Source organism: Actinocorallia herbida, assembly GCF_003751225.1.
Classification (GTDB): Bacteria; Actinomycetota; Actinomycetes; order Streptosporangiales; family Streptosporangiaceae; genus Actinocorallia; species Actinocorallia herbida.
This window is the reverse complement of sequence record NZ_RJKE01000001.1, coordinates 8,350,764-8,369,314: the sequence shown is the minus strand read 5'-3', so window position 1 is coordinate 8,369,314 and position 18,551 is coordinate 8,350,764. Positions and strand designations below refer to the sequence as shown.

General features: G+C 73.3%; 17 protein-coding genes. 14 read left to right on the top strand and 3 right to left on the bottom strand.

Features of this window, described 5'->3' with window-relative positions; all coding sequences use genetic code 11:
• Positions 1 to 70: 70 nt before the first annotated feature.
• From EDD29_RS38015 to EDD29_RS37995, 5 genes are all read left to right on the top strand, one after another.
• Complete coding sequence (locus tag EDD29_RS38015; RefSeq protein ID WP_123669028.1) at positions 71 to 1,453, top strand: 4-hydroxyphenylacetate 3-hydroxylase N-terminal domain-containing protein; 1,383 nt, start codon at positions 71 to 73, stop codon at positions 1,451 to 1,453.
• 2 nt (positions 1,454 to 1,455) lie between these two features.
• Complete coding sequence (locus tag EDD29_RS38010; RefSeq protein ID WP_123669027.1) at positions 1,456 to 2,697, top strand: acyl-CoA dehydrogenase family protein; 1,242 nt, start codon at positions 1,456 to 1,458, stop codon at positions 2,695 to 2,697.
• A complete protein-coding gene (locus EDD29_RS38005; protein ID WP_123669026.1) occupies positions 2,694 to 3,785 on the top strand; it encodes an acyl-CoA dehydrogenase family protein in 1,092 nt (363 codons plus the stop codon). Before EDD29_RS38010 ends, EDD29_RS38005 begins: the two co-directional genes overlap by 4 nt.
• A 157-nt stretch (positions 3,786 to 3,942) precedes the next feature.
• Positions 3,943 to 4,383, top strand: coding sequence for a DUF6325 family protein (locus tag EDD29_RS38000; protein WP_123669025.1), 441 nt, complete (start codon positions 3,943 to 3,945; stop codon positions 4,381 to 4,383).
• 29 nt (positions 4,384 to 4,412) lie between these two features.
• Positions 4,413 to 4,697 carry an SHOCT domain-containing protein gene (locus EDD29_RS37995; protein WP_123669024.1) on the top strand — a complete coding sequence of 95 codons (285 nt, stop codon included), beginning with the start codon at positions 4,413 to 4,415 and terminating at the stop codon, positions 4,695 to 4,697.
• A gap of 58 nt (positions 4,698 to 4,755) precedes the next feature.
• Here EDD29_RS37995 and EDD29_RS37990 read toward each other — a convergent pair whose 3' ends face one another.
• Positions 4,756 to 6,027 carry a coenzyme F420-0:L-glutamate ligase gene (locus EDD29_RS37990; RefSeq protein WP_123669023.1) on the bottom strand — a complete coding sequence of 424 codons (1,272 nt, stop codon included), beginning with the start codon at positions 6,025 to 6,027 and terminating at the stop codon, positions 4,756 to 4,758.
• The gene (gene cofD / locus EDD29_RS37985; protein WP_123669022.1) at positions 6,024 to 6,983 is read right to left on the bottom strand and encodes a 2-phospho-L-lactate transferase; all 960 of its coding nucleotides are present in this window, start codon (positions 6,981 to 6,983) and stop codon (positions 6,024 to 6,026) included. Before cofD ends, EDD29_RS37990 begins: the two co-directional genes overlap by 4 nt.
• Positions 6,984 to 7,060: 77 nt before the next feature.
• Between cofD and EDD29_RS37980 the strand changes: the two genes are divergently transcribed.
• The 4 genes from EDD29_RS37980 to EDD29_RS37965 all read left to right on the top strand — a co-directional run bounded on the left by EDD29_RS37980 (position 7,061) and on the right by EDD29_RS37965 (position 13,584).
• Complete coding sequence (locus tag EDD29_RS37980) at positions 7,061 to 7,948, top strand: hypothetical protein (protein ID WP_123669021.1); 888 nt, start codon at positions 7,061 to 7,063, stop codon at positions 7,946 to 7,948.
• Positions 7,949 to 8,099: 151 nt separating this feature from the next.
• Positions 8,100 to 8,366 (top strand): WhiB family transcriptional regulator, encoded by a 267-nt coding sequence (locus EDD29_RS37975; RefSeq protein ID WP_123669020.1) that lies wholly within the window; start codon positions 8,100 to 8,102, stop codon positions 8,364 to 8,366.
• Positions 8,367 to 8,551: 185 nt separating this feature from the next.
• Positions 8,552 to 11,824, top strand: a complete 3,273-nt coding sequence (locus EDD29_RS37970; RefSeq protein WP_148086235.1) for a glycosyltransferase family 2 protein — start codon at positions 8,552 to 8,554, stop codon at positions 11,822 to 11,824.
• A complete protein-coding gene (locus tag EDD29_RS37965) occupies positions 11,821 to 13,584 on the top strand; it encodes a DUF5719 family protein (protein WP_148086234.1) in 1,764 nt (587 codons plus the stop codon). The genes EDD29_RS37970 and EDD29_RS37965 overlap by 4 nt, the downstream gene beginning before the upstream one ends.
• 25 nt (positions 13,585 to 13,609) lie before the next feature.
• On the opposite strand, the gene EDD29_RS37960 is transcribed toward EDD29_RS37965, so the two are convergent.
• Positions 13,610 to 14,020, bottom strand: coding sequence for a metallopeptidase family protein (locus tag EDD29_RS37960; protein WP_123669017.1), 411 nt, complete (start codon positions 14,018 to 14,020; stop codon positions 13,610 to 13,612).
• Between the two features lie 227 nt (positions 14,021 to 14,247).
• Here EDD29_RS37960 and EDD29_RS37955 point away from each other — a divergent pair, with 227 nt between their 5' ends.
• From EDD29_RS37955 to EDD29_RS37935, 5 genes are all read left to right on the top strand, one after another.
• On the top strand, positions 14,248 to 14,610 hold the full coding sequence (locus EDD29_RS37955; protein ID WP_123669016.1) for a DUF3499 domain-containing protein: 363 nt from the start codon (positions 14,248 to 14,250) through the stop codon (positions 14,608 to 14,610).
• Between the two features lie 237 nt (positions 14,611 to 14,847).
• Positions 14,848 to 16,206 (top strand): phosphomannomutase/phosphoglucomutase, encoded by a 1,359-nt coding sequence (locus EDD29_RS37950; protein WP_123669015.1) that lies wholly within the window; start codon positions 14,848 to 14,850, stop codon positions 16,204 to 16,206.
• On the top strand, positions 16,203 to 16,376 hold the full coding sequence (locus EDD29_RS37945; RefSeq protein ID WP_123669014.1) for a Trm112 family protein: 174 nt from the start codon (positions 16,203 to 16,205) through the stop codon (positions 16,374 to 16,376). The genes EDD29_RS37950 and EDD29_RS37945 overlap by 4 nt, the downstream gene beginning before the upstream one ends.
• Positions 16,373 to 17,464, top strand: a complete 1,092-nt coding sequence (locus EDD29_RS37940) for an SIS domain-containing protein (protein WP_123669013.1) — start codon at positions 16,373 to 16,375, stop codon at positions 17,462 to 17,464. The genes EDD29_RS37945 and EDD29_RS37940 overlap by 4 nt, the downstream gene beginning before the upstream one ends.
• Positions 17,465 to 18,436, top strand: a complete 972-nt coding sequence (locus EDD29_RS37935; protein WP_123669012.1) for a cation diffusion facilitator family transporter — start codon at positions 17,465 to 17,467, stop codon at positions 18,434 to 18,436. It abuts the gene before it with no gap.
• Positions 18,437 to 18,551: the final 115 nt, after the last annotated feature.

Here is an 18,551-nt window from a genome sequence, read left to right as displayed (position 1 = left end):
AATTTAGCATCAGAATTTTTCCCGGGCCAGTCACGGTGGACGGACTGCGCCGGATCGAAGGGGAGACACGATGGCGATGATGAGCAGGGAGGCCTACCTGGCCTCGCTCGAAGACGGCAGGCGGGTGTTCGCCGAGGGTGAGGAGGTCAAGGACCTCAGGTCGCACCCCCAGTTCGTCCAGGCGATCGAGCTGGTGGCCGAGGGCTATGCGAAGCACTACAAGCCGGGCGAGGACGCCTGCGGGCCCTACTTCGCCGTTCCGCACGGCAAGGACCAGCTCAAGGAGATCCTCCAAGAGCTCCTCGACTGGGACATGGTGACCGTGACGACGTCCCAGGGCCTGCTCGCGCTGCTCACCGCGGCGGCCAGGATCCGGCCGGCCAGCGCGGTCTACGCCGACCGGATCGAGGGGTACTTCGAGCTCTGCAAGGCGCAGGACCTGCGCTGCGTCCAGGCGATCACCGACGCCAAGGGCGACCGCAGGCTCTCCCCGAGCGGCCAGGACGACCCCGACGCCTATGTCCGGATCGTCGAGCGCCGCCCGGACGGGATCGTGGTCCGCGGCGCGAAGCTGCACATCTCGTCGGCGTCGGTCAGCCACGAACTCGTGGTGATGCCGACGAAGAAGATGAAGCCGGGCGAGGAGGACTACGCGGTCGCCTGCGCGATCCCGGTCAACGCCCCCGGCGTCAAGATCGTCAACACCAGTTTCGCGCCCCGCGAGCGGCACCAGGACTTCCCCGTGAGCTCCCGGCACAACATGCCCGAGGGCTTCGTCATCCTGGACGACGTGTTCGTGCCGAACGAGCGGGTGTTCCTCGCCGGCGAGGTCGAGCACTCCGCGACCTTCGCGCACTCGCTCGGCCTGTGGGAGCGCCTCGGCGCGACCGCCCATCTCGCCGAGTACGGCGACACCCTCGTCGGCCTCGCCCAGCTCATCGCCGAGGCCAACGGCACCGAGCGGGTCTCCCACATCCGGGAGAAGATCGCCGAAATGGTGATCTACGCGACGCTCGTGCGGGCGGGTCTCGAGGCCGCGATCGCCAACGCGGAAGCGAGCCCCGAAGGCTGGTACTTCCCCAGCGAGCTGTTCACCAACGCGGCCAAGCACCACGGGGCCGCCGAGTTCAGCACGATGGTCCGGAACCTGCACGACATCGGCGGCGGCTCCATCGTCACCGCGCCGTCGATCGCGGACCTGGAGCACGCCGAGGTCGGGCCGTTCATCAGGAAGTACATGGCGACGAAGGAGGGCATCAGCGGCGAGTACCGCACCCGCCTGTTCCACGCCATCCGCGACTTCACCGCCGACGCCTACGGCGGCTGGCAGCTCGTCACGATGCTCCAGTCCGGCGGCGGCCTGTACGCGCAGCGGCTCGTCGCGCGCAAGCACTACCCGATGGACGAGGCCAAGCGGCTTGCGCTGAAGCTCGCCGGGCTCGCGGAGGTCTGAGCATGACCGAGACGTCCACCGCGGGCCTCGCCGCGTTCCGGGCGGAGGCCGAAGAGTTCCTGCGGTCGATCGCGGGCGGGTTCGCCGCGGACGAAGCGGCGCGGGCCCGGCGCGAGTCCGACCGGATCGCCTCCGTCGAGGAGCTCGGCGAGGGGCACGAACTCCAGGTCGAGCGGGTCAGGAACCTTCAGGCCCGGCTGTTCGACGCGGGCCTGGCCTGGCCGAGCGGGCCCGTCGACTGCGGTGGGCGCGGCCTCGGCCGCGACCACGACCAGGTCGTCGACGATCTGCTCGCCGAGCTGGGCTTCCCGTCCCGCGAGGTGCTGTTCGTCGGGCTGCACATCGTCGCGCCCGCCCTCGACCGGCACGCCGCCCCCGAATTGCGGGCGCGGATGCTGCCCGCGCTGTACCGCGGCGACGCGATCGGCTGCCAGCTGTTCTCCGAGCCCGGCGCGGGTTCCGACCTCGCGGGCGTCGCCACCCGGGCCGTCCGCGACGGCGACGGCTGGGTGCTCACCGGCCAGAAGGTCTGGACGTCGATGGGGCACCTCGCCGACGTCGGCGAGGCCCTGGTCCGCACCGATCCGGACGCCCCCAAACACGCGGGAATGACCATGTTCCTCGTGGACATGCGCGCCCCCGGCGTCACCGTCCGGCCGATCCGCCAGATGACGGGCGGGGCGGCGTTCAACGAGGTGTTCCTCGACGGCGTCCGGGTCCCCGACGCGCACCGGATCGGCGCGGTCGGCGAGGGCTGGAAGGTCGCGGGCACCAGCCTCGGCAGCGAGCGCAAGACCATGGTCGGCGACGACGGGCCGGTCAGCCCGTACGCGCTGGGCCGGCTCGCCGCCTTGGTCGAGCGGCTGGGCGCGGCCGACGACCCCGTGCACCGGGCGGAGATCGCCGGGACCGTCGCGTCGGTCGTCGCGATGAAGGCCGCGGCGGAGCTGCCCGAGGGGGCGTGGGGCTCGCTGGGCCCGGCGTCCGGGTCGGTGCTGAAGATGCTGATGACCCGGGCCGTCGACCGGATGGCCGGGCTCGCGGGCGAGGTGCTCGGCGAGCTCGCCTTCACCGACTCCGGCGAACCCGACACGCACGCGTGGGCGGAGTTCGTCCTCGGCGCTCCCGCGCTGCATCTGGCGGGCGGCACCGACGAGATCCAGCTCAACATCATCGCGCAGCGCGGGCTCGGGCTGCCGCGCCCGCCGAAGCCCGCACGCCAGACGACGGAGGCACGGTCATGAGCGACGAACTGCTCAGCCAGGACGAGGTGCGGGCGGCCCTGCGCGGCTACTTCGCCGACACCGGCGGCCTGGACGAGGCCCGGAGGCTCCGCGACGCCCCGGCCGACGACCCCGGGTACGACGCCGGCCGCTGGAAGGCGCTGGCCGGGGACGTCGGCCTCGTCTCGATGGCGGCGCCGGAGGGCGCGGGAGGGCTCGGCCTCGGCCTGGTCCATCTGACCGCGGCGGCCGAGGAGGCGGGGGCGGTCCTGTACGCGGGGCCGCTGCGCGCCTCGGTGCTCGCGGCCTGGGCGCTCGGATCGGCCGAGGCCGACTTCGACGGGGTGCTCACCGGCGCCGAGACCGTCGCGATGCCGCAGGGCTTCGCCGCGCTCCAGCCCGGACTCGTCCTGGACGGCGACGGACTGGTCGGCGGATCGGTGCCGGACGCCGCACACGGGATGACCGCCGACGTCCTCCTCGCGATCGCCGACACCGCGCAGGGCCCGTGCGCGGTCCTGGTCCGGCTCGGCGAGGAAGGGGTGACCCGGACGCCGGTCGCGGCGACCGATCTCACGGCACGGCCCGCCGCGCTGCGCCTCGACGGCGTCCCCGCGGTGCGGCTCACCGCGCCGGGCGACCGGGCCGCGCTCGGCCGGGTCGGCGACGCGGCCCGGCTGCTGCTGGCCGCCGAGCAGGTCGGCGGCGCCCAGGGCTGCCTGGACCACACCGTCGCCTACGCCCGGATCCGCACCCAGTTCGACCAGGTGATCGGCACCTACCAGGCGATCCAGCATCGCTGCGCGGAGACCGCCATCGCGGTCTCGGCGGCCCGTGCCCTGGTCTTCACGGCCGCCGTCGCCCTCGACGCGGGCGCGGCCGACGAGGCCCACCGGCTCGTCCTCCTGGCGAAGGCGGAGGCCTCGGACGCCTTCGAGGGGGCCGCCGCCACCCTCATCCAGGTCAACGGCGGCATCGGCTTCACCTGGGAGCACGACGCCCACCTGTACTACCGCCGCGCGAAGGCGACCGCCGCGTACGACGGCCGTCCCTCCCGTCTGCGCGATGAGGCGGTCGCGTCCGGCGCCCTGGCCCTCCTCACCCGCTGACCTCATCCGCGAACGCGCACTCACGGCGGGCTCCCGACCCGGGGGCCCGCCGTGCGTCCCTGCCGACGGTTGGGGGATTCATTGGGAGATATGGGGTTCCTCGGAAGGGCGGTCCGGTCAGACCTGACGGAGAGGTCGTCGATCGCGGGGGAGCGCCATGCGTGAGGAGCTGACGGCGGAGTCCATGGGGCCCGTCGATGTGGCGGTGATCCTCTTCCGGGGGAGCCGCTTCAACGGGGACGTCGCGCCCTCGCTCCTGGAACTCCAGGAGTCGGGCACGATCCGGATCATCGACCTGGCCTTCGTGTCCCGGGCCGCCGACGGCTCGGTCATCGCGACCGAGGTCAGCGAGTCGGAGTTCGCGGCGCGGTTCGGCGGGCTGACGACCGAGCAGCTCGACCTGCTCAGCGACGGGGACCTCGACCAGGTGGGGGCCGGGCTCGAACCCGGGGACTCGGCGCTGGTGGTGGTCTGGGAGCACACGTGGGCGCGGAGGCTGTCGGACGCGGTGCGCGGCTCGCGGGGCGAGGTCGTCTCGCTGGAGCGCATCCCGCGCGAGGTGGTGGCCACCGCGCTGGCCGCGCTCAGCGACGCCTGAGCGCGCCGGACGACGACCGAGGAGGACCGATGATCAGAGCAGGACGGCCAGGGCTGTTGGGCACCGTGGCGAGGACCGCGGTCATCAGCGGCACCGCGACGGCGGTCTCCGGCCGCGTCCAGCGCAGACAGGCCCGCCGGGATTACGAGCAGCAGGCCCAGCAGCAGCCCGTGCGGCAGCAGGCCGACCCCGCTCAGCAGGTGCCCGCCCCGGACCGGATCGAGCAGCTCCAGCAGCTCGCCGACCTCCAGGCCCAAGGGGTGCTGACCCCCGAGGAGTTCGCCGCGGAGAAGGCGCGCATCCTCGGCTCCTGACACCCGGCCGCCGCCCGTCCCGTAGGGGCGGACGGCGGCCGTCGGGTGCCGAGCGGGGTCAGCGGACCTCGAGGAAGGCGTCGGGGAGGCGCACCGGGCGGTCCCGGGGCGGGGCGGCGGCGTGCCCGACGGCGACCGTGCCCATGGGGTCCCAGGAGTCCGGGAGGTCGAGCACCTCGCGGACGGTCGGGCGGCAGAACATCGTGCTGGAGACCCAGCAGGAGGCGAGGTTCTCGGCGGTCAGGCCGACCAGGAGGTTCTGGACGGCCGCGCCCGTCGAGACCAGGAACATCTCGCGTTCCGCGGCGCCCCGGCGCGCGTCCGGGTAGGCGTGCTGGCCGGCTTCGGTGTCCAGGCAGGGGATGACCAGGTAGGGGGCGCGGCGCAGGACGTCTCCGCGGGAGAGCCGCTTGGTGATCGACTGCTCGGTGAAGCGGTCGGCCTCCAGGTCGGCCCGCCAGGCGTCGCGCATGGCGTCCAGCAGCTTCGCCCGGATCTCCGGCGACTCCAAGAGCACGAACCGCCACGGCGTCGTGTGGTGGGGTGCGGGCGCGGTGAGCGCCGCCGAGACCGCGCGGCGCACCTTCTCGCCGTCGACGGGTTCGTCGGTGAACTCCCGGATCGTCCGGCGGGCGTGCAGGAGTTCCGCACCGCCGAAGCGGAACAGGTCGTCCGCGGCGCCGCGCACGATCGCGCTCGCGCCGGGCCCGTCGGCGTCGGTGACGAGGTGCGAAAGGCCCCGGACCACCGCGACGGGCACCCCGTCGAGCTTGCCCTTGGCCAGTTCCGCGGCGGCGGCGATCTCGTCGGCGATCGCGGTGACGGTCGCCTCGAGGAGGTTGCCGTGCGGGTCGGTGCGGCCGCGGAAGTCGTCGAGCGGCTCCAGGCCCGCGGCGCCGATCGCGACGTCGGTCTGCCCGGCCCGCCAGGGGCGGCCGAAGGTGTCGGAGATGAGGACGGCGACGCGCTTGGGGAGCGCCGCGCGCAGGGCGCGGGCCGAGGCGTCGGGGTCTTCCGGAAGGAGGAGCACGGTGCCGGGCGCGGTGTTGGAGGCGTCGACCCCCGCCGCGGCCATGACGAGCCCCTGCCTGGTCTCCACGATGCGGGTGCGGCCCCGGCGGGCGACGACGCGGACGGCCTCGGCGTCGATGGCCGCCTCCCGGTCGTCGGCCTTGACGATCCGGCCCTCGGCCTTGCTGACGATCTTGGAGGTGACGACGAGGACGTCGCCGTCGCGCAGGTCGGGCAGGGCCGCGGTGATGAGCGCGGCGAGGTCGTCGCCGGGCTTCACCTCGGGCAGGCCGGGGACCCCGGTGATCTCGATGCTCACGCGCTCTCCCCGGACAGTTCGACGGCGAGGTCCACCGCGGCGGCGGCGAGCGCCCGGGTCGCCTCGGGGTCGGACATCAGCAGCGGCCTGGCCCGTACGGCGATGTCCTCCAGGCCCGGCGACGTGAAGTGCGGGCCGTCCTCGGTGGCGACCAGCCAACCGCTCAGCAGCGCGGGCCCGTAGAAGCCGGCGACCGCGGCGGCCGAGGTCTCCACGCCGATCGCGCTCAGGCAGGCGTCGGCCATGCCGCGCACGGGCGCCCCGCCGATGATCGGGGAGACCCCGACGACGGTCTTCGCCTTGAGCGCGTCTCTGATGCCGGGGATGGAGAGGATCGTCCCGATGCTCACCACGGGGTTGGACGGCGGGAGCAGCACGAAGTCGGCCTCCTCGATCGCCTTGAGGACGCCGGGGGCGGGCTTCGCCTCGTCGGCGCCCACGGGGGTGATCGCCAACGCGGGGGAGGAAGCGCGCATCTTCACCCACCACTCCTGGAAATGGATGGCCCGTTTGCCCCGTTCATCGTCGATGACGACATGGGTCTCGACCCGGTCGTCGGTCATCGGGATCAGCCGGACGCCCGGCTGCCAGCGGTCGCAGAGCGCCTCGGTGACCTGGGACAGGGGGTACCCGGCGTCCAGCATCTGGGTGCGCACGATGTGCGTGGCGAAGTCCCGGTCGCCGAGCCCGAACCAGGTGGGTTCGACGCCATAAGCGGCGAGTTCTTCCTTCACCTTGAACGCCTCGTCGGCACGGCCCCAGCCCTGCTCCTCGTTGATGCCACCGCCGAGGGTGTACATGACGGTGTCCAGATCGGGACAGACTTTCAGCCCGAACAGGTGGATATCGTCACCGGTGTTCCCGATGACCGTCACCTCGGCGTCCGGAGCCGCCGCCTTGAGTCCGCGCAGGAAGCGCGCCCCGCCTATCCCTCCGGCCAGAACCACGATTTTCACGGTTCAAGTCTTCCATCCCTGCGATACGCTACGCGCCCGGGATGAGCCGCCCAAATACCCCATTATGGAGTGATCCAGTGAACACCGAAGCGCTGCAGCGGCTGCGCGAACCGGCTGCGTACCTGCTGCTCGGAGCCGCCGCCCTGCAAGTACTCGCCGGACTGATCTGGCTGTTCTCCTCGGGCGGATTCACCACCCGTGCGCTCGGTGAGACCGCCAACTCGGGCAACTTCACCGGCTTCATCCTCGCGGCGCTCACCGTGCTCGCTGTGCTGTTCGCCACCCGCCCGGCGCCCTCTCCCGCCGCCAAGAACATCGTGACCGGCGCGCTGGTGATCGTCGCCATCGGGCTCGTCCTGGGCGTCATCTCGCTCTTCTCCGGCCTGCTCACGGAGTTCTCCACCGGAGGCGGCAAGGCCGCGGCCTTCTTCTACGGCCTGAGCAAGATCGCCGTCTCGGGCGGCGCGGGCTACTTCATCTTCCTGAACTTCAAGACCTTCCAGCCGGCCCGTCCGGCGCAGGTGCCCGGCCAGGTCTACGGCCAGCAGCCCTTCGGCGCGGACCCGTACGGCCAGCAGCAGTACGGCCAGCCCGGCCAGCCCGCGCAGCAGTACGGCCAGCAGCAGTACGGCGTCCAGGATCCGTACGCGCCCCCCGCGGCCCAGCCCGGTCAGCCCGCGGCGCAGCCCGGCCAGGACCCGTACGCGCCGCAGCACTCGGCTCCGGGCGCGGACCCCTACGGCCAGCAGCCGCAGCAGTACGGCCAGCCGGGCCAGCAGTACGGCCAGCCGCAGGACCCCTATGGCCAGCAGCCCGCGCAGCCCGGCCAGCAGCCGTACGGCCAGCAGCAGCCGCCGCAGGCCGACCCGGGAGGCTGGACCCGCCAGTTCGGGGACAACGACCCCGCCGCGCCGCCCCAGCAGAGTGACCAGAACTGGTATCGCGGGGATCAAGGTCCGCAATAATCCCTTCCAGGAGCCCCGCGCTTCGCCCGGATAACCCATAGTTCACCCCACCCGTGGCCCCTACCGCTTGACGCACGGGGGACTACACACGTGTAATTTCAAGTGTGTAGTTCTGACCGGGGGGCTCTACGGGGGCGGCTAGGAGGTGCGCGTGGGCGAGATCGTGATCCCGCTGGCGCACGGCACAGATGAAGGTGAGGAGTCGGGCTGGCAGGAGCGCGCCCTGTGCGCTCAGACCGATCCGGAAGCGTTCTTTCCGGAGAAGGGCGGCTCGACCCGCGAGGCCAAGAAGGTGTGCCGGGCTTGCGAGGTGCGTGCGGAATGTCTGGAGTACGCGCTCCAGCACGACGAGCGATTCGGGATCTGGGGGGGCCTGTCGGAACGTGAGCGGCGCAAACTCAAGCGCGCCGCCGTCTGAACGGACCATGCCGTCCGAACGGACGACGGAGCCGGTTCGTGACGTTGCGGCCGCATGGCGGGCCGCACCGGACATGGATCGTCCCGGCGCTGACCGAGACCGGACGGTCACAGTAGAGTGAGCAGCCGCGTGGACTCCAGGTCCGCGCGGCTGTCGCCTTTTCCACCCACCCGAATGAGCAGCCTGTGGCGCCTGGACTCGACCGGCATGTGGTCACCGCGGTGCTCGTCATGCACGATGGCGCGCGCTGGCTGCCCGACACCCTGAAGGCCCTGCTCAGCCAGACCCGGCGGATCCAGCGGCTGGTCATCGCCGACACCGGCAGTACCGACACCGGGCCCGCGATCGTCGCGGGCGTCGTCGGTCCCGGCAACCTCCTCACCCTCGACCGGGACGTCCCGTTCGCGGCCGCCGTCGCCGCCGCGCTGGAGACCCCCGCGGCCGACATGGCGGTGGAGACCGAGGACGCCGTCGAGTGGCTGTGGATCCTGCACGACGACTCCACCCCCGCGCCCAGCGCGCTGGAGAACCTGCTCCGGCACGTCGACTCCGACCCCAACGTCGGCCTCGCCGGCCCCAAACTGCGTGACTGGGACGACCGCCGCCTCCTCCTCGAACTCGGCGTCGCCCTCGACGGCCAGGGCCGCCGCTTCACCGGCGTGGACCGCGGCGAGTTCGACCAGGGCCAGCACGACGGCGTCCACGACGTCATGGGGGTCAGCTCCGCGGGCATGCTGGTGCGCCGCGACGTGTGGCGCCACACCGGCGGCCTCGACCCCCGCTTCGGCCTGTTCCGCGACGACGTCGACTTCGGCTGGCGGGTGCAGGCGGCGGGCCACCGGGTCGTCGCCGTCAGCGACGCGCTGGTCTACCACGCCGAGGCCGCGGCCCGCGGTGTGCGGCCCACGCCCATCGCGCCCCGCCGCCTCGACCGGCGCAACGCCATGTGGGCGCTGCTCGCCAATCTTCCCGCCCGGCAGGCCGCCGGGTCCTTCCTGCGGCTGCTGTTCGGCTCGCTGCTGCGGATCGCCCTGCTGGCGCTGGCCAAGAAGCCGATGGCCCTGCGCGACGAACTCGACGCGCTGCGCGACGTGGTGTCCTCGCCGAGGGTGCTGCGCGCCTTGCGCGCGGGCCGCACCGAAGGCAGGGCGCGCGTCTACCGGTCGGTCCGCAGGTTCCAGCCCCAGTGGGTGACGCTGCGCAGGATCGCCGAACGCCTCGGCTCGCTCATCGCGCCGACCGAGTACGGCCTCGACGCGGTGGAGGCCGAGGAGGAGCGCATCCCGCTGCGGGAGCGGGGATTCGGCGTGGTGCGCCGGGTGCTCGCCCATCCCAGCGCGGTCGTCCTGCTCGTCCTCTCCTGTGTCGCCTTCCTCGCCGAACGCTCGCTGCTCGCCTCGGGGGGACGGCTGGGCGGAGGCGCCCTCGTTCCCGCGTGGGGGAGCACGGGCGACCTGTGGGCGGCGTACCTGGCGGGATGGCATCCGGTCGGCTTGGGGTCCGCCGACGCGTCGCCGCCTTACCTCGCCTTCTTGGCGGGGCTCTCGGTGCTCACCTTCGGGCAGCCGTCCTTGGCCGTCATGGCCCTGCTCGTCGGCTGTGTGCCGCTCGCCGGACTGACCGCCTACCTCGCCGCGAAACGGCTCATCCCGACCAGCCTGCCCGCCGGGAAGCGGACCGCCCGCCTCCTGCGGCGCAGCCGGGTCCCGGCCAGCGCCATCCGGGTGTGGGCGGCGATCGCCTACGCGGTGCTGCCCGTCGCCACCGGGGCGATCGCGGCGGGCCGGGTCGGCACCTGTGTCGTCTACGTGCTGCTGCCGCTCATCGGGCTGCTCGGCGCGCGGGTGCTGCGCGAGCCGAGCGGCCGGGTCGACGCCCGGCAGGCGCGCCGCGCCGCCTGGGGCCTCGCGCTGCTGCTGACCGTAGCCATGGCGTTCGTGCCCTTGACGTGGCTGCTGCTGCTCATCCTCGGCGGGCTGTCCTACCTGGGCTCCAAGGTCGTCAGCGGCATCGACCTGGCCATCGGGCTCGTGGTCCCGCCGCTGCTGCTCCTGCCCACGACGCTCCAGCTCTTCACCCACCCGTCGCGGTTCCTGCTGGAGGCCGGGCTGCACCGGCCGGAACTCGTCGACGAGGGGCTGACCGGCCTGTCCATCCTCACCCTCGACCCGGGCGGCCCCGGCACCGACCTCGGCTGGGCGACCGCCGGGCTGCTGGCCCTCGCCGTCGCGGCGCTGCCGCTGCGCAGCCGCCGCACCGCGGTCATGGGCGGCTGGATGCTCATCCTCTTCGGCTTCCTCGCCGCGATCGCGGTGTCCGCGATCGTGGTCACCGAGGCGCCCGGCGAAGGCGCGCCGGGCTGGCCCGGCGTGCCGCTGGCGTTCGCCACAGGCGGCCTCATCCTCGCCGCCTGCGCGGGGCTCCAGCGCTCGGTCGAGCTGGTGTCCACCGGCACCTGGAAGTACCGCTTCGCCGCGGCGGCGGCGGTCCTCATCGCGGTCTCCACGCCCGCGCTCGCCGCGCTCGCCTGGATCGGGATCGGCGTCGACGGGCCCGTCGGCAAGGCGGCCGGGCAGTCTCTGCCCGCGTTCGTCACCGCGGTGAACGGGGAGACCCGCGCAAGGACCCTCGTGCTCTCCCACGACGGAGGCGCCGACCTTTCTTACGCCCTGATGCGCGGGCCGTCCCCCGAGCTCGGGGACGAGGCTCTCCAGCCGGAGGCGAAGGCGGCCGGCCACCTTGAGCGGCTGGTGGCGCACCTCGCCGCGGGCCAGGGGACCGAGGGGCTGAACCGTTTCGGCGTGCAGTTCCTCTACCTGCACTTCACCGGGGACAAGCGCCCGGAGAGCGGCGACCGGCTGATGCGGCGGCTGGACGGCCTGCCGGGCCTCACCCGGCTGAGCCGCAGCGACGACTTCGCCGTCTGGCGGCTCACCGAACCGGGCGCCCGGCTGATGCTCATGGCCGACGGCGGCGGGATCACCCCGCTGCGGTCCGGCGAGGTGGCCGCCCGGGTCGAGATCCCCGCCGGAGAGGCGGGCCGCAAGGTGGTGCTCGCCGAGCCCACCGGAGGCTGGACCGCGACCATGGGCGGGAAGGCGGCCCCGGCCGTCACCGTCGATGGGTGGGCCGCGGGGTGGGAGGTGCCGGAGAGCGGCGGGACGTTCGTGCTGGAGCGGAGCGAAAGGCTGTGGACGGCCTGGGTGGCCGTCCAGGGCGTCGCGCTCCTTCTCGTCATCGTGCTCGCGCTGCCCGGTGGCGAGACCCCGATCCGGGGACGGCGCCGAGGCCGCCGCGCGGCGGCCGCCGTGGAGGCGGACGGCCTCCGGGACGGCGAGGAGAACGCCGGGGAGGGCGCCGGGGAGGACGACGGGTCCGCGACGCGGTCCGGGTCGGCGGAGTCCGTCGTGTCGGCCGCGGCCGCCCCGTCCGCCGAGTCCTTGGGGAGCGATCAGTGAGCCGGGCCAGGAAGCGCACGTCGCCCTTGTCGGGCGCCCTCGGCAGGTTCAAGCCCGCCGCGCGGGATGCCGGGGCCGCGGAGAGTCCCTGGGCGTCCCCTGCGGTGGAGGCACAGCCGGGACCCGGTGCGGAGGCCGAAGCCGAAGGCGGCCGGGACGGATCGGACCCGAGCGCCCAGGTGCCCGAGCCGCGCGCGGAGAGGACCTCGCGCCGGAGGCTCCGGCCGGGTACGCCCGCGCGGGGGCTGCCGCGCCGGCGGCGGCCGGGGAGCGGCGCGCAGCGGACGGGCGCTTCGGGCGCGGGTGCGCTGACCCAGGGCGCGCTCGGCAAGGTCGTGGACGTGGCGACGGTCGTCGCGGGCAACCGCTACGGGGTGGCAGCCCTGATCCTCGTCGCGGTCTCGGCCTTGTACGGCGCCGCCGCGCTCACCCGTCCGGGGGAGCCTTCCGAGCTCCGGGGCGCCTCCGTGCCCGTCGAGGCGGCTCTCGTGGCGTGCCCGGCGGCCGAGCAGGCGGCCCGGCTTTCCCTGGTCTCGGGCGGCGAAGGCGAAGGCACGGCCTCGGTGACCGCGCTCGACGGCAAGGCGGTGGCCGAGGTGCCCGCCGCGTCCGCGCTGTTCACCGGCGAGGTCAAGCGCGGGACCGCCCTGGCGGTCCGGGCCGACGGCGGGGTCGCGGCAGGCCTCGAGGCCGCCCAGACCGTCGTGGGCAAGCGCGGCATCTCCTCGGTGCCCTGCACCGCGCCCGCCACCGAGCACTGGTTCGTCACCCCCGGCCCCGGCGCGGGCGGGCTCGAACTGCACGTCACCAACGTCGACGACGTGCCCGCGACGATCGACCTCGACGCGGTCTCGGACGACGGGTCCCTCGACACCACCGACGGCAAGGCCCTGGACGTGCCCGCGCACGGCACCCGGGTGATCAAGATCGGCGAGACCCTCGACGGACTCGGCATGATCGCCTCCGACGTCCGGGTGCTCACGCTGCGGGTGACCGCCACCAGCGGGCGGGTCGCCGCGGCGGTCCGCGCGGACGCCGGGTCCAAGGGCGCCGACTGGGCCACCGCCACGGCCGAGCCCGCCACCCGGGTGATCGTGCCCGGCGTGCCGGGCGGCGGCGGCAGGCGGACGCTCTACGTGGGCGTGCCCGGAGGCCAGGACGCCCAGGTCAAGATCCGCGCGCTCACCGCGGACGGCGCGTTCGCCCCCGAAGGGCAGGACGTCCTCGACGTCCCCGCGCGAACGGTGATCCCGCTCGACCTGGAGGCCGCGCTCGGCGGCCGCCCCGCCGCGATCGAGCTGACCTCCACCCGCCGGATCGTCGCCGGGTTCGCCGCGATCGGAGCCGACCTCGCGCTCGGCGGAGCGGGCACCCCCCTGGACGGCGGCACGTCCGCCCTGGGGGCCGCGCCGGCCCCCGCGCGCGGTACTGGCGCCCAGAAGGCACGGGAAGCCGCCTCGCTCGTTCTCACGGCCCCCGGCAAGGCCGCCACGGTCCGCGTGGTCCCCCTGACGGACTCGGGCGCGGGCACCGCCACCGAGGTCGAGATCCCCGCAGGTCGCACCGTGGAGATCCCCCTGGACGCCCCCGCGGTCCGCGTGATCCCGCTCCCGGGATCCGGCCCGGTCTACGGCACCAGGATCATCACCACCAGAACCGGCCAGCGCGAACAGGTCGCCACGATCCGCACCCTCGCCGCCGCCCCGCTGACCGTCACCCTCCCGCCGGTCTCGGACTCCCTGACCTCGGTGGTCCCCTAGGGCCTCCCGCGCGGGGCGTCCCGGGTCAGTCCTCTTCCGGCTCGTCCACGTCGTCCGGGTCCAGGCCCAGGAGCTGCGCCACCTCGTCCACGACGACGTCGTGGATCAGCCTGACGAGTTCACGTTCGCCCTTGCCGTCCTTGCCCGCACGGGCCTCCATGGGGCGGCGGAAGACGATGACGCGGGGCACGCCGGCGACGGTGCGGGTCTCGCCCAGGGGCACCTGCGTGGCGCCCGGCTCCGCGGGCGGAATGTCCTCGACCGCGAACTCGACCCCGGCGAGCTGCTCCCGCCACGGCGCGACGACCCGCTGTACCTCTTCGCGGACGAGGTCATCGAACTTCTCCGCACGGGTGAGGGAGATCGGCACCTCAGGCGGGGCCAGCGGACCACGAAGCCCCCGGCCATGCCGGTCACGCCGCCTGACTCTCCTCACGCCGGGCAGTCTAGTTGTTGGGTCGAGGCGCCGATCACGCGAGGGCCGCGCCCGGCCGCGCTCCGGGGGGCCGGAGCCGCGGGTGCGTTTGCGGAGGTCAAGGGACGTCGGGCGGGGGCCGAAGTAGGGGAATCGGCTGCCCGAATTGTTGATGTATTAGATGAAACGCGAGACACGATCACGCGGATACTGGCGATGCGGGCCGGAAAGGCGTACGTTCAGCCAACGTGAGCCCCGTCCGCATCTGCTCCCGCACAGCGTGCAAAGCGTCAGCTGTGTTCACGCTCACGTACGTCTACCGCGATTCCACCGCGGTCCTGGGTCCGCTAGCCGCGTACGTCGAGCCGCACTGCTATGACCTGTGCGCCGAACACGCCGACCGGCTGACCGCGCCCATGGGCTGGGAACTGCTCCGGCTGCCCGCCGAGGAAGCCTCCGACCAGCCCACCAGCGACGACCTCGAGGCCCTCGCCGACGCCGTCCGCGAGGCCGCCCGCCCCGTGAGCCCCGGCACCGAGCCCGTGGGCCAGGGCACCGAAGTAGGCCGCCGAGGCCACCTCCGCGTCCTCCGCTCCGACCAGCAATCCTGACCCGCGATCACCCCGAACGGCTTCCCGCCTCCAGCGGAAGCCCCACAAGTGATCGAGCACCCCGGGACGGTTCTCCACCCCCGGTGTGATCGGGCGCCCCGTCGCCGCCCCGCGGGCCCCCGGGGCCGGAGGGGCGACGACGGGATCCAGAGCGCCCGATCACCGCCCCGCCGGAGGCGGGGCCAAGAACACAGTAGGCTCGAAGTCCAAGACCGACGAGCCGGAGGGACACCCGAAGTGGGCGATCTCGCCAAGATCTTCAAGGCCTATGACGTGCGGGGCGTCGTTCCCGACGAGTTCGACGAGGAGATCGCCGAGGCGACCGGCGCCGCGTTCATACGGGTGACCGGAGCCGCCCGGATCGTCACCGCGCACGACATGCGCGCTTCCTCGGTCCCGCTGGCCGCGGCCTTCGCGCGCGGTGCGGCAGCGCAGGGCGCCGACGTGGTGGAGGCGGGGCTCGGCTCGACCGACCTGCTGTACTACGCCAGCGGCAGCCTGGGCCTGCCCGGTGTCATGTTCACCGCGAGTCACAATCCGGCCAAGTACAACGGCATGAAGATGTGTCTTTCCGGCGCCCGCCCGATCGGCCAGGACACGGGTCTGCGGGAGATCCGCGATCTCGTCGCCGCGGGCGTCCCCGCGCAGGACGGCCCGGTCGGCAAGGTCGAGCAGCGCGATCTGCTCGCCGGGTACGCCGAGCACCTCAAGACCCTGGTCGACCTTTCCGGCATCCGCCCGCTCAAGGTCGTCGTGGACGCCGGCAACGGCATGGGCGGCCACACCGTCCCCGCGGTGTTCGACGGCCTTCCGCTGGAGGTCGTCCCGCTGTACTTCGAGCTGGACGGCACCTTCCCCAACCACGAGGCCAACCCGATCGAGCCGGCGAACCTCCGCGACCTCCAGGCCGCGGTCCTCGCCCATGGCGCCGATCTGGGCCTGGCCTTCGACGGCGACGCGGACCGCTGCTTCGCCGTCGACGAGCGGGGCGAGATCGTCTCCCCGTCGGCGATCACCGCGCTGGTGGCCGAGCGCGAGCTCGCGAAGTACCCGGGCGCGTCGATCGTGCACAACCTGATCACCTCGGCGGCCGTGCCGGAGATCATCGCCGAGAACGGCGGGAAGCCGGTGCGCACCCGCGTCGGTCACTCGTTCATCAAGCAGACCATGGCCGAGGTCGGCGCCGTCTTCGGCGGGGAGCACTCCGCCCACTTCTACTTCCGCGACTTCTGGTTCGCCGACTCGGGGATGCTCGCCGCCCTGCACGTGCTCGCCGCGCTCGGCGAGCAGGACGGAACGCTCTCCTCCCTGCTGGCGTCCTACGACCGGTATATCGCCTCGGGGGAGATCAACAGCGAGGTCGCCGACCAGGCGGCGGCGGTGGCCCGGGTGCGCGCGGTGTTCACCGCCCGCGACGGCGTCACCGTCGACGAACTCGACGGCACCACGTTCACGGGCGACGGATGGTGGTTCAACCTCCGCGCGTCCAACACCGAACCGCTGCTCCGACTCAACGCCGAGGCGGGAGACGGGCAGACCATGGCGGCGATCCGGGACGAGGTCCTGTCGATCGTCCGCACCGAGGAGGCAAAGTGAAGATCGACGCGTGGCTCCTGGAGATCCTCGCCTGCCCCAACTGCCGCGGCGCGCTGCGCGCCGAGGAAGGCGCGCTCGTCTGCACCGGGGAGTGCGGCAGCATCTACCCCGTGACGGATGAGGGCGTCCCCGTGCTGCTGGTCGACGAGGCGCGGGCCCCCCGGGCATGACCTCGGAGGGGCGGCGGCCGGAGGCGGGCGCGCTGGACGATCCCGACGCGCTGGAGGCGGCCGACCGGGGCGGAATGCTCCGGCTCGCGGCCTCCGGCGCGGCCCAGATGAGGCAGGCCGCCGCCATGACGGCGGAGGCGGGCCTCACCGAGGCGCTGGAAGGCGCCGGACGCCCCCGCGCCGTCGTCATCGTCGGTCCCGGCTCGGCGGGTGAGGTGGTCGCCGCGATCTGCGGCACGGGCTGCCCGGTGCCCGTGCTGACCGTGGCCGGGGACGTCCTGCCCGGCTGGATCGGCGCCACCGACCTGGTCTGCGCGCTCGGCGACGAGTCCTTCGACCTCGCCGCCCAGGCCGTCCGGCGGGGCGCCGCGGTCGTCGGGGTCGGGCCGGCCGACGCGCGGCTGCGGTCCCTGGCGACCCAGAACCGGCTGTTCTACGTGCCACTGCCGCCGCCCGCCGGCCCGATCAGGGCGCTGCTGTGGGCGCAGGTCGTACCGCTGCTGCTGGTGCTGCGCGGGCTCGGGATCGTCGCGGTCCCGGACGAGGTGCTGGAGGCCGCCGCGGTCCGGCTGGAGGACGTCGCGAACCGCTGCCGCCCGTCGGGTGAGCCGTTCGTGAACCCCGCCAAGCAGATCGCGCTGGAACTCGCCGGGTCGCTCCCGATGCCCTGGGGCCGGACCCCGCTGGAGCTGGCCGCCGCGCACCGGCTGGCCGCCCAGTTCGCCGACAACGCCAAGGTGCCCGTCGCGCTGCCGTTCCCCGGCTCCCTCGACGCCGCGGCCCCCGACACCGACGACTTCTTCCGCGACCGCGCCGACGAGCCCGAGTCGGCCGTCCACTTGGTGCTCGTCGCCGAAGGCGCAGGCCCGGAAGGCGAGCCCGCCCAGGGCCGCTCGCCCGTCGCCGACACCGCCGCGGCGCGCGGCATCGCGGTCTCCACGATCACCGGGGAGGGCGTGCACCCCCTGGAGCGTGCCGTCTCGCTGATCGGGTTGTGCGACTATGTGTCCGTTTACCTGGCGTTGGCGCTGGGAGTGGACCCGACACCCGTCCCCGCGCGTACGGAAATTGAAGCGAGGATCTACTAAATGTCAGCAGAAGGCGGAACCAAGGCGATCGTCGCGGCACTCGCGGCGAACCTGGGGATCGCGGCGGCCAAGTTCGTGGCGTACGTTTTCACGAGTTCGTCGTCGATGCTGGCCGAGTCCATCCACTCGGTCGCCGACTCCGGCAACCAGGCGCTGCTCCTCCTCGGCAAGAAGCGCGCCACCCGGGCACGGACCGCCGACCACCCGTTCGGGTACGGCAGGGAGCGGTACTTCTACGCCTTCATCGTCGCGCTCGTCCTGTTCACGGTCGGCGCGGTCTTCTCGCTCTACGAGGGCGTCCACAAGCTCCAGGACCCGCACCCGGTGGAGTCCCCGCAGTGGGCGTTCGGCGTCCTGATCATCGCGATCGGCCTGGAGAGCTTCAGCTTCCGGACGGCCATCGTGGAGTCCAACGCGATCCGCGGCGACCGCTCGTGGTGGGAGTTCATCCGCCGCGCGAAGGCACCGGAACTGCCCGTCGTGCTGCTGGAGGACCTGGGCGCGCTCGTCGGCCTCGTCCTCGCGCTGCTGGGCGTCGGCCTCGCCGTCATCACCGGCGACGGCACCTGGGACGCGCTCGGCACCATCTCCATCGGGGTGCTGCTGGCCGTCATCGCGGTGATCCTCGCGTTCGAGACCAAGAGCCTCCTGCTCGGCGAGGGCGCGGGCGAGGCCGCCGACAAGGAGATCATCGCGGCGCTGGAGTCGGTGCCGGAGGTCGACCGGGTGATCCACCTGCGCACCCAGTACCTCGGTCCCGAGGAACTGCTCGTCGCGGCGAAGATCGCGGTCGGCGGCGAGGACACCGCGGTGGAGATCGCGCGGGCGATCGACGCGGCCGAGGGCAAGGTCCGGGAGCTGATGCCGGTCGCGCGGCTGATCTACCTGGAGCCCGACCTCGACAAGCACAAGTCGGCGGGCAACGGCGTGTCGGGCGCCACCGCCGGAAACGGATCGGCGCCGGAGGCCTGAGGCCGTCCGACGCCGTGACCTTGAGCGAAGCCCCCGCCCATCGGTTCCCCCGAATCCGGTGGGCGGAGGCTTTTCGGAGACCCCCATCTCCTGCTCTCTGTCTCCAACGGTAGGC